Here is a 16,747-nt window from a genome sequence, read left to right as displayed (position 1 = left end):
TATTAAATATTTTAAAAGAGTTTAAATGAATAAAGAAACTATCCAATTTGTCAAATGTCCAACTTGTCAAAAGGATGTTGAATGGTCAGACAAAAGTATATATCGACCGTTTTGCAGTAAACGTTGTCAACTTATCGATCTCGGTGAGTGGGCTAATGAAGAACACCGCATTGCAGATAAAGAGATATCTGAACAAGATCTTTGGAGTGAAGATGACCTTTCCGATTATGTAGGTAAACATTAATGAAAGTACTTGGAATTGAAACTTCATGTGATGAAACAGGTATTGCTATTTACGATGATGAGCAAGGCTTGATCGCAAACCAACTTTATTCACAAATTAAATTACATGCTGATTATGGTGGCGTTGTACCTGAACTGGCTTCACGTGATCATATTCGCAAAACAGTACCTTTAATTCAAGCTGCATTAAAAGAGGCTAACTTAACCTCAGCGGATATTGATGGTGTTGCTTATACTGCAGGGCCTGGTTTAGTGGGAGCTTTAATGGTTGGAGCGTCAATAGGTCGTTCTCTTGCCTATGCTTGGAATGTTCCGGCTGTAGCAGTGCATCATATGGAAGGGCATTTACTTGCACCAATGTTGGAAGATAATCCTCCGCAGTATCCGTTTGTGGCTTTGCTTGTTTCTGGTGGGCATACACAGCTTATTAGTGTGACTGGTATTGGACAATATCGCTTAATGGGCGAATCTATTGATGATGCCGCTGGTGAAGCATTTGATAAAACAGCTAAATTACTTGGTTTAGACTACCCAGGAGGTGCTAAACTTTCGAAATTAGCTGAACAAGGTGATTCTTCTCGATTCCATTTTCCAAGGCCAATGACGGATCGTCCTGGACTGGATTTTAGCTTTTCGGGATTAAAAACGGCTGCGGCCAATACTATCCATCAGTATAGCCAAAGTATTGAGCTTGATGAACAGACTAAAGCCGATATTGCACGTGCGTTTGAAGATGCGTTAGTCTATACATTATTAATAAAATCTCGCCGAGCACTTGAGCAAACGGGTTTTAACCGTTTAGTGATTGCTGGTGGGGTAAGTGCCAACAAAACATTACGTAATAAATTAGCTGAGCTGATGGCACAACGTAAAGGTCAGGTTTACTACCCTCGCATAGAATTTTGTACAGATAATGGCGCTATGATTGCGTATGCAGGTATGATTCATCTAAAACAACAACAGTATAGCGATTTAGCAATTAATGTCCGACCAAGATGGCCGTTAAGCGAGCTAAATGTGTCATAATGTTATTTATTAATGGTTGGTCTGTTATTCGTTTTAAATTTTTTTAGGGAATGATTTTATTAAAGTGGGAATTTTTCCCACTTTTTATGTGACTTGAAAACTAAAATTAATTTTGGCTAATTGTAGTTTGTTCATCTGAACTATTATTAGGATCATCATCTTTATTTAATGCTAACTTTTCGATGTTTCGGTTAATATTAAATAAAACACATATTAATTCAAAACCAATTCTGGCTGAAATAATTCCAACTACAAGAGTAACAATACCGCTGATAAGCGTAAACATTCCACCAAAAAAGCTGTATTGAAAACTTGCAAAACTAGCAAAAATTACACCCAGTCCGCCCATAGCGATAAAAACTAATGTTATCCAATAAATAACAGTGATGAATACTGGAGTGATCATTTTTTTGAAAAAGAAAAAGTCGGCTAGTGAAAAATTCTCAGAATTTACTATTTTTTTCATTTTATTTCCTTAATTAAAAATTATTGATGATTAATACTTTTAATTTAGAACAATAGCGTATACATTTAAGAATAAATCTACCAATAAAGCAATATTTTTATCATATAAAAAAACTTTTGAGAAACTACATGAAAACTTTTATCCCCGGCAAAGACGCTGCCCTTGAAGATTCTATCAACTATTTTCATCAACAATTAGCTAACTATAATTTAGAAGTGAAAGAAGCCTCTTGGCTTAACCCTGTACCAAATGTTTGGTCTGTTCATATTCAAAATACTGAATGTCCGCTTTGCTTTGCCAATGGTAAAGGAGCAAGTAAAAAAGCTGCGTTAGCGTCAGCGCTAGGGGAGTATTTTGAACGATTATCGACTAACTATTTCTTTTCAGATTTTTATTTGGGTGAAAATGCTGCCAATGCAGATTTTGTACATTATCCAACAGAAAAATGGTTCCCAATTTCTGAAGATGGGCTTTTACCTGAAGGATTATTATCTGAAAAATTGCTTCAGTTTTACAACCCCAATGGTGAATTAACGGCTATGGATTTAATTGATTTGCAATCAAGTCATCCAGAACGAGGAATATGTGCTTTACCTTTTGTTCAACAGTCAGATCATAAAACGGTTTATGTGCCTGTAAATTTGATTGCTAATTTATACGCTTCTAATGGTATGTCTGCGGGTAATACACGTAATGAAGCTCGAGTGCAGGGGTTATCAGAAATTTTTGAACGTTTTGCCAAAAATAAAATTATCGCTGAGGCCATTAGTTTACCAATTATTCCAACTGATGTAATTAATCGCTACCCAGAGGTATTAGCGGCGATAGAGACACTTGAAAATGAAGGTTTCCCACTTTACTGCTTTGATGCGTCTCTTGGTGGCGAGTTTCCAGTAATTTGTGTCGTGTTATTTAATCCTCAAAATGGTACAAGTTATGCGTCGTTTGGAGCGCATCCTAATTTTGGGGTTGCCCTTGAAAGAACCGTTACTGAACTATTACAAGGTCGTAGCTTGAAAGATCTTGATGTATTTTCGCCACCAAGCTTTGATAACGATGATGTTGCTGATTTGAGTAATTTAGAAACACATTTTATTGATTCAAGTGGTTTAATTTCTTGGGATCTATTTAATCAACAATCTGATTATGAATTTGTGGATTGGGATTTTTCTGGAACCACAGAACAGGAATTTGCAAACTTAATGGCGATTTTTAACCGCTATGAAACCGAAGTATTAATTATGGATTATGAGCATTTAGGAGTCTATGCTTGTCGAATTTTAGCGATTGGTATGTCAGAAATCTATCCACCAGAAGATTTGTTGCTTGCCAATAATAATATGGCGATTCATCTTCGAGATCTGATTTTGTCATTGCCTTATGAAAAGCTGACGGCTAAACAGTATCTGAATATTATTGAACAATTGGATGAAGAGGGCTTAGATGATTTTGCCCGAGTTCGAGAATTACTCGGTATTGCAACTGGACCGGATAATGCTTGGCTAACGTTGCGTATTGGTGAACTCAAAGCGATGTTGGCATTGGCAGCAAAAGATTTAGAGCAAGCTCAAGCTTGGATTGACTGGACAGTAGAAATGAACGAGTCAATTTTTACCCCTCAACGCAATCATGCTTATCGTTGCTTACAAACATTGGTTAATTTTATTCTTGAGCGAGATAAAAAACAGTTCAACCATTATCAAGATGCATTTTATAAAATGTATGGTAAAGAGTGTGTTGATGAAATGTGGCAATATGCTAATGGCGAAAAAACGTTTTTCGGGTTAGCTGATTTAATCTCGGCGGATAAATCATCTAATAACAATTTGCAACAATTTGCAATGCATCAAAAGTTATTGTCCGTGTACCAGAAATTACACCAAGCTATGTTATAAGCGCTCAGTTATTAAAGAGTAAATCATCTACTTTTGATACTATTCCACCCATAAAGCGGGTGGAATAGTTTATGATTTAGCCTTGTCTAGCAAAATCCCCAGCTTGCTTCACTAACTCTTTGCTTGGCGTAACGCCTGTGTATAACACAAATTGTTCCAGTGCTTGTATCACAGCGACATCTGCACCCGAAATAATGGTTTTATTAAGTGATTTGGCGAATTTAATCATAGGTGTTTCTACGGGCAGAGCAACCACATCAAATACAATATCGGCATTTTCAATCATTGTTTGTGGAAAGGCCAAATCATTGGCTTCAGCACCGCCTAGCATTCCAATTGGTGTTACATTAATAATGAGTTTTGCCTGTTCAGGCGCGATGTCTTGCTCATTTTTAACCCAGGCATAACCATAACGCTTGGCTAAAGCTTCACCTTTAGTTTGGTTGCGTGCGGCAATTATTCCATTTTTAAAACCTGCATCATAAAAGGCACCAATCACCGCATTGGCCATTCCACCACTTCCTTTTAATACAAAAGGGGTATTATTATCAATGTGATTTTCTTCAATCAGTTTAGCAACAGCAATATAATCCGTATTATAAGCCTTTAAATAGTGATCAGTATTAACAATCGTGTTGACTGATTGGATCGATTTTACAGAATCATCCAATTCATCAATAAACTCAATACAAGCTTCTTTATAAGGCATTGAAATAGCGCAACCACGAATGGCTAACGCTTTAATACCATAAATCGCATCTTTTAAGTTATTAGTGGTAAAAGCTTTATAGAGATAATTTAAATCAAGTTGTTCATATAAATAGTTATGAAAACGAGTACCGAAATTGCCAGGTCTTGCTGAAAGGGACATGCAGACGGTTGTATCTTTATTAATAATTCTTGCCATTGTAACAAATCCTTGTGATCATAGTTAAATTCATATTTATTTTAACACTTTATTCATCTGACATGTAAGATTATGGTTGCAAATAATACTGGACCCAAAATACAAGAAGAAAAGAAAACCGTTAGTGCAATGATTTATCTATATTGCAACAAACATCATCACTCTAAATCTAATCAGTTATGTGAAGAATGTAACGACTTATTGCAATATGCCATGCAACGCTTAACCATGTGCCGTTTTGGAGAGCAGAAAACGACCTGCGAGCGTTGCCCTAAACATTGTTATCGTAAGGATTATAAACAGAAAATTAAACAAGTTATGCGTTTTTCAGGACCACGAATGATTATCCATCATCCTATTATGGCATTTAAACATTTGTATAAAAATTTGACTAGAAAATAGCGTGACTAATCTGTTTTACTCACTCAAAACGATTTGATGTTGATCATAATCGCTAATGAGTGAGCAAGGTTAATCTTTCAATCTAAAATTTCATACTTGCGCTAATTATAGCGTGGAATTTAGCCGCAGGAATCGATTCATAAGCAGTCCTATAGTTCTTATTTAATATATTATTGAGATTTATCCCAATATGGTATTGACGATCTAAACCGAACGAAGTTGTTGCCGATAAATTGAGTGTTGACCAACCACTGTAATGATATACCGATGAATCACTACGTTGTGTGGCTTTGGTCGCAAATCGCATAAACAGATCGGAATCTATATCAAATTTATCAAAGTAAGCAGTATGTTTTATCCCTGCATTTCCTGTAAAGCGTGGATTGCCAGTATCATGAGTTGTATAGGTTTCTGTTTCAATTTTACGATGTAAATAATTGCCTTTTAGATAAGGGGTAACGGGTAGTTCTAAATATTCAATACTCAATTCAAGACCATGCGTTTTGGCTTTATTGGCATTACCGTAATAAGTGTAATTTCGCCCAGATGTGCCATCACAAATCGCCGAACCATTACAATTCATTTGCGTAATGTAATCTTTTGCATCTGAAAAATAAATCGCCCCATCAATTAGCCATTGGTTATTATTATAACGTAACCCAATTTCGTAGTTATTTGATTTTTCAGCTTTTAAATTAGCATTGCCATAGATTGTTTGCGAAGCTGCTGAAGTGACTGCATAAAGATGTGAAAGTGTTGGATAAACATATCCTTGGGCAAAAGAGGCCCTTAATTGAGTATTTTCAATTCCAGAATAGGTTAAACCTGACGATACAACGAAGTTATTGTCATGATCTTTCTTTTTGCCATCAATTTTATGATTGGAAGACGTTGCACCTATAACTGGAACTTTATTGATTGTCGTGTGACCTTTTTTTAGTTTTGATTGTACCCAATATTGGCGAGCGCCAATATTCCAAGAAATATCATCGGTAATTGCCCAATCATTTTGGCCAAAGAGTGAGATACTTGATTGTTGCCATTTATTGGTTAGATATTTGTGTTGTGTATAACTTGCTTTTGGTGAAGGCATTTTTGATACGACGACATTATGTGAATCTTGATCGACATTATCTTGTTGATATTGCATACCGGTAATAAGATTCATATCCTTGCGTAGCTCAAAATCTGATTGCAATGTCATACCATACGTTTTTTGTTCATCATCAGTGGCGGTATTAGTTGTTACATTCATAATAGGTGCAGGTGATACTACAACATGATTTCTAAATTGACGATTTAGTTTTTGTGCATAAGCATCATAATGAAGTTTTTTTAAGAAATTACCATTAGCTTCATAATCATAAAACAATCCAACTTTTTCTCGTTGTAATTTGGGTAGTTTTACCCAGAATTCTTTAACTTGTGGTGAATTATCATCTTTGTCAGTATAGGTTTTAGTATCAAGTTTATAACGATCTAGTGAGATACCCAATTTATGTTTATCCAGATTAAGCCCAAACCATGAACTTAAACTGTTATTACCAAAATCGGTATTGTGTAGTTTGCCTTGATAAGCTTTGCGATCATTATTTTCAGCATAAGTTCCACTAATACGGTAATCAAAAATACCGTCAATTGAACCGTTTACGGTGCCCATCTCAGTAAAACCATCTGTCGATTGATTATAAATAAATTTCATATCACCATTGATGGGAGAACCATTTTTGCTACCTTTACGTGTAATAAAATTAACCACACCACCAATAGCTTGTGAACCGTATAATACAGAATGAGGTCCTTTAATCACCTCAATGCGTTCAACCGATTCCATATCAATTAACACACCGGCACTCGATCCGTGTCCGGAACGATGATAAGTTACTTCTTGCCCATCAATTAACATTAAAATGCGTGAAGGCGCTTCACCACGGATCATGATCTGTTTGCGTCCTGCAAGAGCGTTATCGGTAATTTCAATTCCAGGAATATCACGTAATGCTTCAACAACAGAATCACCATTTTGCTTTTCGATATCATCCCGATTGATTGCACTGACTGATACTGAACTATCCCAAACAGTTTTTTCATTACGATCGGCTGTAACAATAATGGTATCTTGTGGATTGTTTTTTCGCTCTTCTGCAAAAGTATCCACACAAAAGCAGATATTTAAAATTGCTATATAACAGCTTGGTTTAATGAAATTTTTGGTACTAATTGTTCTCATTATCTATTTTATCCTGTACAGCTTTAAATTATTTATGTAAATTCAATGTAAATGATAATCATTATTGTTAAATGTGTAAATAATTAAATTAATTAGAATTGTGAAAATTTTGAAGACTAAAGCTGTTTTTTTTATGAAAAGAAAAATTTGTCATTATTGATAACAATATTTACAATGATGACTTAGAAAAAATTTAGGTTGATAAAAATGTCTATCGCAGTAATAGAAGTTAATCGTCAAGCAATTGTAGATAATGTCGAGTATATTCGAAAGATTGCACCAAATAGTCAGTTGGTTGCAATCATTAAAGCAAACGCGTATTCGCATGGTATTGTAGGTGTGGCTGAACTGTTACAAAACAAGGTGGATTGTTTTGGTGTATCTCGTATTTGTGAAGCGATGCTGTTGCGTCAAAAAGGGATCATTACTCCTATCATTTGTTTAGAAGGCTTTTTCCCCCATGATGATATCGTTGATTTAGTAGATTTTAATATCCAATCAGCTGTTCACAGTCAGTGGCAAATTGATGCATTACAATCATCTCCTCTAGAAAACGAAATTACTGCATGGTTTAAACTTGATACAGGGATGCATCGTTTAGGGTTTAATCTTGAGGAAGCAAAGGCAGAATTTTATCGCTTAGCCAGTTGTTCGGTGGTGCGAAAACCAATTAATATTATAAGTCATTTTAGTTCTGCAGATGAGTTAACCTCTCAACAAACTGTAAAACAGATCAAATTGTTCGATAAGTTCATTGCCTCAATTGAAGATAAATCATTAATTGGTAAATGTTCGATAGCAGCATCAAGTGGTACGCTTGCTTGGACTCAATCACAACGTGAAATAGTGCGTCCTGGCATCGCTTTATACGGCATATCACCCTTTAATGACCCCATTGCTGAATTGAGACCAGCCATGACATTTAAATCAGAACTTATCGCGGTACGTAGCCATAAAAAAGGTGAATCCGTCGGTTATGGTCAGATCTGGTGTAGCCAGCAAGATACAAAACTCGGCGTCGTAGCTATGGGATATGGGGATGGTTATCCAAGAAATATTCCCGAAAATACGCCCGTTTTAGTGAATGGTCGCAGAGTGCCGATTGTTGGTCATGTATCAATGGACATGATTGTGGTCGATTTAGGTATTGATAGTCAGGAAAAACCTGGTGATGAAGTGATCTTTTGGGGGCAAGATTTACCTGTTGAAGAAATCGCTAAATACACGGGTATTAGCCCTTATGAATTAGTTACACGCTTGACTGAACGAGCAAAAATCCATTATGTAGATAGATGAGTTATGATTAAAAAAATATTTTTATATACGTTATTTACCTTTGTTGTAATTGTCGTTGGTTCTTTCAGTATCTGTTATTATTCTTTACAGCAATTTTCCAAGCAGCAAATTAATGTGACACCTGATAATCAAATGTTTGTTTTGAAAAAAGGCACATCAATGCATCAATTAATTACTCAACTCAAAGAATCGAAATTGATGGATAGAGCTTTTCTACTGCCTTATTTATCTAAGTTAGATCCCTCCTTGAGCTCCATAAAAGCTGGAATGTATCAATTACATCCTCATATGACTGTCGAAGAATTTTTGCGATTATTAGTATCAGGTAAAGAAAGTAATTTCTCTATTCAATTTGTTGAGGGTAAACGTGCGAAAGATTGGCTAAAAGTGATTCAAAACACTCCTTATATACAGCAAACCTTAGCTGACAAAACAGATGAAGAGATCGCAAAATTATTAGGAATTGAAGGTTCAATTGAAGGTTGGTTGACTCCTGATACCTATCTTTATACGGCAGATACGTTAGATATTAATATTTTAAAACGTGCGCATATGACCATGAAAAGTAATTTACAAAAAATATGGGTTAACCGCGATAAGGATTTACCTTATCAATCACCTTATGAAATGTTGATTATTGCTTCAATTATTGAGAAAGAAACGGCTCTTAGTTCTGAGCGCGCCAATGTTGCTTCAGTTTTTGTTAATCGCTTAAAAGCCAAAATGAAGTTGCAAACCGATCCCACTATTATTTATGGTTTAGGCGATAATTATACTGGAGTGATTAGGCGTATAGACTTAACAGATACCCAAAATCCTTATAATACCTATGTTATTGATGGATTACCGCCAACTCCCATTGCTATGCCAAGCTTAGCCTCATTAGAAGCAGCGGCGCACCCAGCTAAAACAAATTATCTATTCTTCGTAGCCAATGGCACAGGTGGACATACGTTTTCTGATAATTATGGAAATCATCTACAGGCAGTCAATGAGTATCGTAAATTGTCAAAATAGGGTAATTAATTTTAAAGTCACCTAAATGAGATTAATGGTATTATCAACTGTTTTGATTGACACCACATTGATGTTAACTTGAAAATTACCGCAAATTGAATGCGGTAATTTTTTTACCTTTATTTTTGTGATGAGGATAATTCATCAAGCTGTTTAATTAGATTTAATAAATTATGAATGTTTGCTTCTTCATCTTTTAATGCTTCTTCAAAATACGGGTGTAAAGCAAATTGAGGTAAATTGGCATTAGCTTCAATAAGTGCTCGCATGCGTGGAATAAAAATCCATTGTAACCATTCATGAGCTTGCATAGTATCAAGCGCAAAGGGTTGTTCACTTAAAAAGGCATCAGGGTTAGGTGGCGATGTTTGCCATAATGCAATTTTTTGTAGCTCTGCGATAATTAACTCTAGTTGTTTTTCAAATAGCTCTACTTGTGATTTTTGAGCAAGCAATCCTCGATAAAATTGCCAATCAAAACATGGGCCAGGATCCGTTTTACGGTCGGGTGCAATATCACTATGACCAATAATATTTTTTATAGCATAAGTTTGTTGTAGTAGTAAGGTTACCGCTGCAAGTTTTTGATACTGTATGTCCGTAAAATTATCTGTATCACATCCCTCCATTTCAATACCAATTGAAAAGTCGTTACAGTTTTCTTGCCCCTCAAAGAATGACTTACCTGCATGCCAAGCTCGTTTATCGAACGGTACAAATTGAATAATTTCTCCATCTCGACGTATGAACAGATGAGTTGATACTTTTAATTGATAAATTGTTGCAAAGTAGGGATGTTCGTTCGGATCAAGTTTACCGGTAAATAACTGTTCTACATAAGATCCACCGTATTGATTAGGCGGTAAGCTGATATTATGGATCACCAGTAAAGATATAGATTTATCGGTTGGGCGTTCATCATAAAAAGGCGAAATGATCTGTTTGACCCCTTGTAACCAACCATTAACAATTTTTAGTGACATAGTAAACTCCAACTCATTTTAAAAGATCTTTCATTCATCAGCTTGTCTCTGCGACATATTTCACAAACAAAGCTTACTAAATTCGGATCGTTGCAAACATAGTGCATTCTTTTTTCCAGAATATCGATTTTCTTATTATTTCATTTTTTTGTTTTGCTATAAAGGTACAACTTAGATTATTAACTTTGTTTACCGAGGAATTTATGTCCAATCAATCAGGATTTACTTTATTCGAACTGATGATTGCAATTGTTGTAATCGCTATTTTAACTGCCATTGGTTTGCCTGCTTATCAAGGATATGTAAAAAAAGCAGCTTTAACGGATATGTTGCAAACGATGACGGCTTATAAAACTGCCGTTGAAATTTGTGCAATAGAACAAGGAAATTTAACTCATTGTAAAAGTGGTAGCAATGGCGTGCCACTGACTAAAAGTACGAATTATGTAACATCCGTTACCGTTACAAATGGCGAAATTACATTAGTTGGTGCCAGTGCTTTGACTGGGTTAACGACAACTTTAACACCCACTGAAAATAGTGCTCATGGCGGACTAGATTGGACACGAACTTGCTTAACTTCACCACTAAACGACAGTTTGACAGCTGCTTGTGAAGATATTTTCAAATTCTAATCTCGTAAAAATTCAGAATAAGGAAAATTTTTAATGCAAGAAGAACAGTTGGTTGCCAGCCTTGATAAACTACTCCTATCGGCATTGGATAAACGTGCTTCAGATATTCATTTTGAACCTTATCAAAATTACTATCGTATTCGAATGCGTATTGATGGTGTGCTGCAAGATATGCTTACACCGCCATTATCGTTAGCTAAACAAATAACGGCTAGGTTGAAAATTATGGCCAATCTTAATATTGCTGAGCAGCGGTTACCCCAAGATGGACAATTGGTGATTGACCGTTATGCCATGCGAATAGCAACTTTACCGGTCATAAATGGTGAAAAAATTGTATTACGCGTTATGGATAATCATGATTCAGAGTTGACTATTAATGATTTAGGTCTGAGTGCTGATGATTTAAATAATTTTCAGCAAATACTCGATTATCCGCAAGGTTTAATTTTAGTAACAGGGCCAACTGGAAGCGGTAAAACGCTAACACTGTATAGTGGACTGAAAAAATTAAATAGCAGTTATCGAAATATTTGTAGTGTTGAAGATCCCATTGAAGTGCCAATTGAAGGTATCAATCAAACTTCGGTGAATGTTAAAGCTGGTTTGACTTTTTCTATCATACTACGTGCACTGTTGAGGCAAGATCCAGATGTGATGATGATCGGTGAAATTCGCGATCAAGAAACAGCAGAAATAGCCATTCAAGCAGCACAAACAGGACATTTGGTTTTATCAACATTACATACTAATTCAAGTATTGAAGCGTTGACACGTTTAAATCAAATGGGCATTGAAAATTATCTGCTCTCATCCAGTTTGAAGTTGATTATTGCACAGCGATTAGTACGTAAGCTTTGTAATAACTGTAAGGTTGTGGCCAACGAGTTTATTTTTTTAGGTGATGAAACCATCCCTCATTATGTCGCATCGGGATGTTCACATTGTGTTGGTGGTTATAAAGGACGAATTGGATTATATGAATTTCTGGTAATTACTCCAGAAATTCAACAACAAATATTGACTCATCAGCTTCGTGCGCCATCCAATATGATCACCTTAAAAAAAGCTGGTCAGAAAATGGTTAAAGAGGGTATTACCTCAGTTGCCGAATTGTATCGTGTTTTAGGTGATTTTGTATGAAGAGGCTCTTTTTTTGGTATGACTTGGATTTTCATCAATATCAAATAATTGCAACTTCACAAAGTGATGCCAAAAAACAGCTATTATTACAAGGTAAATTGGCCATAAAAGTAAAAGCGGGCAATTTTATAACGGCGCATAGCTTTAGCCGTTCGGAATTACTGAATATAACGACGCAATTGGCGACGATGTTAAAGGCTGGATTATCTATAATTGAAAGTTTAAATTTATTGGCCGAAGAACAATCTAAACCTCATTGGCAATATTTAATAAATGAAATTGAGTTGCAAATTGTAAAAGGTGAGTCCTTATCCAGTGCATTATCCAAATATAATTATGTGTTTTCTTCACTTTATTGTGAAATTATTGCCACAGGTGAACTGACGGGTAAACTTGATGAGAGTTTTGAGCAATTAGCATCATTGCTCGAAAAATCCATTAAATTACAAAAAAACCTTAAAAAAGCGATGCGGTATCCTGTATTTTTATTATCGGTAGCCATAATTGTAAGCTTAGTCATGTTATTATTTGTTTTACCAAAATTTGTTGATATCTATCATGATTTTGATGCAGAGCTTCCTTTTTTTACTCAATGCATTATTGATATTGCTGACTATCTGCAACAAAGCTGGCAAATAGGGGGTATGATTTTCGTAGGGAGTTTTTTTGTTTTTCAACGTTACATTAACAAGCGATATCGTAACAAAATTGAAATCGCCTTAATGAAAATCCCTTTTGTTAATAAGATCATTCAAACAAGTTGTTTAACTCAAATTTTCCAAACAATTGCGATCACTCAAAAAGCTGGAATTCCGTTATTGGCGGGTTTAACCGCTGCGGCTAATGCTTCTTACCATTGTATTTATCGCAATAGTATTTTACAAATCATTTCAGGCATTGAGCAAGGACACTCATTCAGTCATGTTTTACATCTACAACCTTGTTTTCCTAACTTGTGTCGTCAGTTAATTCATGTCGGTGAGCAATCCGGTACTTTAGATCTGATGTTAAGTCGTTTAGCTCTTTATTATGAAGTACAGAATCAAACATTGATAGAAAATCTATCCCAAGCTTTTGAACCTTTATTGATGTTAGTTTTGGCTGTGATCATTGGTGGTTTAATTATTGCTATGTATTTACCGATATTTCAACTCGGAGAAGTAATTCACTAATGATAATGCTTATAGTTACATGTTTAGGTCTTTGTATGGGTAGTTTTATTAATGTTGCATATTGTCGTTTTGCTCCGTCACAAACATTATCAGCTTATCTGAAAGAAATAAGTCTACAACGTTCAATCTGCCCTTGTTGCCGAACGAAATTAGAATTTTGGCAATTAATTCCGATTGTCTCTTGGATTATCTTAAAAAGGCGTTGTTATTATTGTCAAAGCATCATTTTATTCAAATATGTTGCTTGGGAATTGCTGATCGCTACTTTATTTTTAGTGATTTATTCGCATAAAGGCCTCAGTTATCAGAGTTTTATTTTAATGTTTCTGAGTTGTTATTTTTTATTATTGGCATCCATTGATTTTAAATACTTTTTGCTGCCTGATTTTTTTACTCAACCTTTGATGTGGGCAGGATTAATTGCAGCCTATTTCAATATAACAAACATTAGGTTAGATGACGCATTAATTGGTATTTTATGTGGTTATCTTTTACTTAAATTACCTGCTATTTTATTTTATCTGATTTCTAACAAACAGGGATTAGGTGGAGGTGATATAAAACTGCTTGCAGCTCTAGGTACTTGGATTCCATATCAATTACTTGCACTATTATTGATAATTTCCTCGATACTAGGTATGTTCTATTATTTTTTTCAGAAGAATATTTTGAAAAAACAGTCTTTGACGATTATTCCATTTGGTCCCTTTTTATTAATTTCGGGTTACTGTCTATGTTATTTTAGTCAAGAAGTTTCAGGTCAACTATACGTTTTAGTCAACAAGTTGTAGGCTTATAACTGTTTCAGTTTCACGATATAACTAAAACCAATAATCTTAGTAAAAATAGTTATTTTCATAAAAGATGAAATAGCAGTATAGTAATGCACATATATACTGACTCAGTTAAAAACGAGAATCAATAAGGAATTTATAATGAGTACTATCAATGAATTGAAATCAGATATGATCACTTGGCGTCATCATATCCACGCCCATCCAGAAACCGCTTTTGAAGAGTTAAACACGACAAAATTTATAATCGAAAAACTGAAATCTTTTGGTATTAACGAACTTTATACAGAGTTTGCTCCAACGGGTGTAGTTGGTATTATTAAAGGTAATAAAGATGGACGATGGATTGCTTTACGAGCTGATATTGATGCATTAGATATTATTGAAGAAAATAAAATTGCTTATTGCTCTACAATACCGGGTAAAATGCATGCTTGTGGTCATGATGGTCATACAGCTACATTATTAGGAACAGCCAAATATTTAAGTGAACATCGAGATTTTGCTGGAACAGTAGTTGTCATTTTCCAACCAGCAGAAGAAAATGAAGGCGGAGCACGCGTTATGGTGGAAAATGGATTATTTGAACGTTTTCCAATTGAAGCTGTGTATGGTATCCATAATCAACCTAATATGCAACTTAACCATTTCTATGTAACCCATGGTCCAATGATGGCATCCTATGATGTTTTTGAAATTAAAATTACGGGTGTCGGGGCTCATGCAGCAGCACCTCATTTAAGTAAAGATACTATTTTAGTGGCAACTCAAATTGTTAATGGTTTACAGAGTATTGTAAGTCGTAATGCAGATCCACTCAGTTCATTAGTGGTCAGTGTAACTCAAATACACAGTGGCGATACTTGGAATGTAATACCGCAACAAGCCGTTATTCGAGGAACAGTCAGAACTTTCGATGCACAAGTTCAAGACATGGCTGAAAACCGTATTAAAAAAATTGCTACAGGTATTGCATCCACATTTGACGCTAAAGCTGAGGTAGACTATCAAAGACGTTATCCTGCTACTATCAATTATGCAAAGCAAGCAGACATCGCCATTAAAGCAGCTAAAAATGTAGTCGGGGAAACCAGTGTTATTATTGATCCAAATCCATCAATGGGTGCTGAGGATTTCGCTTTTATGTTAAAAAAAATACCCGGTGCTTATGTGTGGTTAGGTGCAGGGCAGGGCGCTAATTTACATAATCCAGCTTATAACTTCAATGATGAAGTTTTAACAACTGGCGTTGAGTATTTTATTGAAATAGTTAATCAAGAATTAGGCAAATAAAAGTTAATATTAATTAATTAATTAATTAATCTATAATTTGTAAAAATACTTAAATAATTAAACAGTTAATCAATTAACAATATTTTTTGGTTAACTGTTTGACGAATATCAATGAAAGAATGTTTGGCTAATTGAGACAACAAGAATTGGTCAAACAAAAGTTAATATTAATTAATCTATAATTTGTAAAAATACTTAAATGATTAAACAGTTAACAAATTAACAATATTTTATGGTTAACTGTTTGACAAATATCTATAAAATAATATTTAACTAATGAAAACTAAGTACACTATCAATTTCCCCTTTTACTCTAAATGGGGTATTAAAATCGATGCCATTAGCCAACACAACTTGTACATAAATATCATTATTTTGATTAAGTTTCAAAGTTGCTAAAACTTGACCGCTTTCTCGCCAATTACCATCAATTTGGTATTCTATGGTGCCACCAATAACAGGTAAAACAGCACTTTTGCCAGCTAATAAATAAAGTCCGCGTTTATTGGCTCCCCGATATTGTGCACGAGCGACCATTTCTTGCCCACAATAACATCCTTTATCAAAACTAATAGCATCAAGATATTGCAAATTACAGGCTTGAGGTAATAAGCTTTCGGCATTTTCGGCATCAATAATGGCATAACCTGCTTCTAACTCGAGTTGTAACCAACGGCTACAAGGTTCTAAATCATCATCAATTGCCTCTGGTGTTATCTTAATTACCCGAACATGAGGAGAGGTTAATTTTATATAGGTAACATTATTTTCAGTAAAACAATTATTATCCGTAAATTTTGCAAGTATTTCGCTCGGTATTGCTTGAGAATCTAATCCGACAATATTTAAGTCGGTAACAGGTTCAATACTGACTTTTGAAAAGACTGCATATTTTTTTAAGGCAGCCATTTGTTTTTCTACTACACTTTTTCGAACAATATAGTAAATATCGTGACCTCGTTGGAATAATAATAAATTGCTCCACATTTTTCCCTGAGAATCACAATGAGCAGCAAATAATGCTGTTTGTTCTGTGAGATTGTCAATATCTATTGTTACTTGTCCTTGCAAGTATTTATGATTATCAGTACCAGAAACTTTGACTAATTGCCAATCAGCAAGTGAGATGGGTTTAATTGAGAGAATGCTCATAATAACGCCTATATTATAGTAATGGAATCTAGAATCAGTATTGCCAGAGATTAACTTATTAAGAGTTTATATAAATACGATAAAAATGACAAT

Annotated in this window: 16 protein-coding genes and 1 pseudogene; 11 read left to right on the top strand and 6 right to left on the bottom strand. The window is 34.9% G+C overall.

Going from position 1 to position 16,747, the window contains the following annotated elements; genetic code table 11:
- Nucleotides 1–25: 25 nt before the first annotated feature.
- The gene (gene yacG / locus A9G17_RS02130; protein ID WP_065737285.1) at nt 26–244 is read left to right on the top strand and encodes a DNA gyrase inhibitor YacG; all 219 of its coding nucleotides are present in this window, start codon (nt 26–28) and stop codon (nt 242–244) included.
- The gene (gene tsaD, locus A9G17_RS02125) at nt 244–1,269 is read left to right on the top strand and encodes a tRNA (adenosine(37)-N6)-threonylcarbamoyltransferase complex transferase subunit TsaD (RefSeq protein WP_065737284.1); all 1,026 of its coding nucleotides are present in this window, start codon (nt 244–246) and stop codon (nt 1,267–1,269) included. Before yacG ends, tsaD begins: the two co-directional genes overlap by 1 nt.
- 106 nt (nt 1,270–1,375) lie before the next feature.
- On the opposite strand, the gene A9G17_RS02120 is transcribed toward tsaD, so the two are convergent.
- Nucleotides 1,376–1,735 carry a DUF4282 domain-containing protein gene (locus A9G17_RS02120; RefSeq protein WP_065737283.1) on the bottom strand — a complete coding sequence of 120 codons (360 nt, stop codon included), beginning with the start codon at nt 1,733–1,735 and terminating at the stop codon, nt 1,376–1,378.
- A gap of 128 nt (nt 1,736–1,863) precedes the next feature.
- On the opposite strand from A9G17_RS02120, the gene ycaO reads away from it, so the two are divergent.
- Entirely contained in the window at nt 1,864–3,630 is a 1,767-nt protein-coding gene (gene ycaO / locus A9G17_RS02115) for a 30S ribosomal protein S12 methylthiotransferase accessory factor YcaO (RefSeq protein ID WP_065737282.1), read from the top strand.
- Nucleotides 3,631–3,706: 76 nt separating this feature from the next.
- Here ycaO and A9G17_RS02110 read toward each other — a convergent pair whose 3' ends face one another.
- On the bottom strand, nt 3,707–4,537 hold the full coding sequence (locus tag A9G17_RS02110) for a shikimate 5-dehydrogenase (protein ID WP_065737281.1): 831 nt from the start codon (nt 4,535–4,537) through the stop codon (nt 3,707–3,709).
- A 72-nt stretch (nt 4,538–4,609) separates the two neighbouring features.
- On the opposite strand from A9G17_RS02110, the gene A9G17_RS02105 reads away from it, so the two are divergent.
- The gene (locus A9G17_RS02105) at nt 4,610–4,939 is read left to right on the top strand and encodes a nitrous oxide-stimulated promoter family protein (protein WP_025315185.1); all 330 of its coding nucleotides are present in this window, start codon (nt 4,610–4,612) and stop codon (nt 4,937–4,939) included.
- Nucleotides 4,940–5,021: 82 nt separating this feature from the next.
- On the opposite strand, the gene A9G17_RS02100 is transcribed toward A9G17_RS02105, so the two are convergent.
- Entirely contained in the window at nt 5,022–7,169 is a 2,148-nt protein-coding gene (locus A9G17_RS02100) for a TonB-dependent receptor plug domain-containing protein (protein WP_081301642.1), read from the bottom strand.
- A 207-nt stretch (nt 7,170–7,376) separates the two neighbouring features.
- Here A9G17_RS02100 and alr point away from each other — a divergent pair, with 207 nt between their 5' ends.
- A complete protein-coding gene (gene alr / locus A9G17_RS02095) occupies nt 7,377–8,465 on the top strand; it encodes an alanine racemase (protein ID WP_065737280.1) in 1,089 nt (362 codons plus the stop codon).
- A gap of 6 nt (nt 8,466–8,471) precedes the next feature.
- The gene (gene mltG, locus A9G17_RS02090; RefSeq protein WP_442903427.1) at nt 8,472–9,482 is read left to right on the top strand and encodes an endolytic transglycosylase MltG; all 1,011 of its coding nucleotides are present in this window, start codon (nt 8,472–8,474) and stop codon (nt 9,480–9,482) included.
- Between the two features lie 119 nt (nt 9,483–9,601).
- Here the strand turns inward: mltG and A9G17_RS13375 are convergent, their stop codons facing one another.
- Together A9G17_RS13375 and ampD are read right to left on the bottom strand one after the other, a co-directional pair.
- Nucleotides 9,602–9,937, bottom strand: coding sequence for a YqcC family protein (locus tag A9G17_RS13375; protein ID WP_367301802.1), 336 nt, complete (start codon nt 9,935–9,937; stop codon nt 9,602–9,604).
- A pseudogene (gene ampD / locus A9G17_RS13370) lies at nt 9,911–10,465 on the bottom strand (1,6-anhydro-N-acetylmuramyl-L-alanine amidase AmpD); the annotation flags it as partial. The gene A9G17_RS13375 and the pseudogene ampD, both read right to left, overlap by 27 nt.
- Nucleotides 10,466–10,668: 203 nt before the next feature.
- Here ampD and ppdD point away from each other — a divergent pair.
- From ppdD to A9G17_RS02060, 5 genes are all read left to right on the top strand, one after another.
- Complete coding sequence (gene ppdD, locus A9G17_RS02080) at nt 10,669–11,100, top strand: prepilin peptidase-dependent pilin (RefSeq protein WP_065737277.1); 432 nt, start codon at nt 10,669–10,671, stop codon at nt 11,098–11,100.
- Between the two features lie 33 nt (nt 11,101–11,133).
- Complete coding sequence (locus tag A9G17_RS02075) at nt 11,134–12,243, top strand: ATPase, T2SS/T4P/T4SS family (RefSeq protein ID WP_065737276.1); 1,110 nt, start codon at nt 11,134–11,136, stop codon at nt 12,241–12,243.
- Nucleotides 12,240–13,415 (top strand): type II secretion system F family protein, encoded by a 1,176-nt coding sequence (locus A9G17_RS02070; protein WP_065737275.1) that lies wholly within the window; start codon nt 12,240–12,242, stop codon nt 13,413–13,415. The genes A9G17_RS02075 and A9G17_RS02070 overlap by 4 nt, the downstream gene beginning before the upstream one ends.
- A gap of 35 nt (nt 13,416–13,450) precedes the next feature.
- A complete protein-coding gene (locus A9G17_RS02065; RefSeq protein WP_065737274.1) occupies nt 13,451–14,206 on the top strand; it encodes a prepilin peptidase in 756 nt (251 codons plus the stop codon).
- 144 nt (nt 14,207–14,350) lie between these two features.
- Nucleotides 14,351–15,502 (top strand): M20 aminoacylase family protein, encoded by a 1,152-nt coding sequence (locus tag A9G17_RS02060; protein WP_065737273.1) that lies wholly within the window; start codon nt 14,351–14,353, stop codon nt 15,500–15,502.
- Between the two features lie 273 nt (nt 15,503–15,775).
- On the opposite strand, the gene ygfZ is transcribed toward A9G17_RS02060, so the two are convergent.
- Nucleotides 15,776–16,654 carry a tRNA-modifying protein YgfZ gene (ygfZ, locus tag A9G17_RS02055; RefSeq protein WP_065737272.1) on the bottom strand — a complete coding sequence of 293 codons (879 nt, stop codon included), beginning with the start codon at nt 16,652–16,654 and terminating at the stop codon, nt 15,776–15,778.
- Nucleotides 16,655–16,747 lie beyond the last annotated feature (93 nt).

This window comes from Gilliamella sp. wkB7 (genome assembly GCF_001693435.1).
Lineage (GTDB): Bacteria > Pseudomonadota > Gammaproteobacteria > Enterobacterales > Orbaceae > Gilliamella > Gilliamella apicola_N.
Note: the sequence above shows the minus strand (reverse complement) of the source record. Positions and strands in the feature narration are given on the sequence as shown.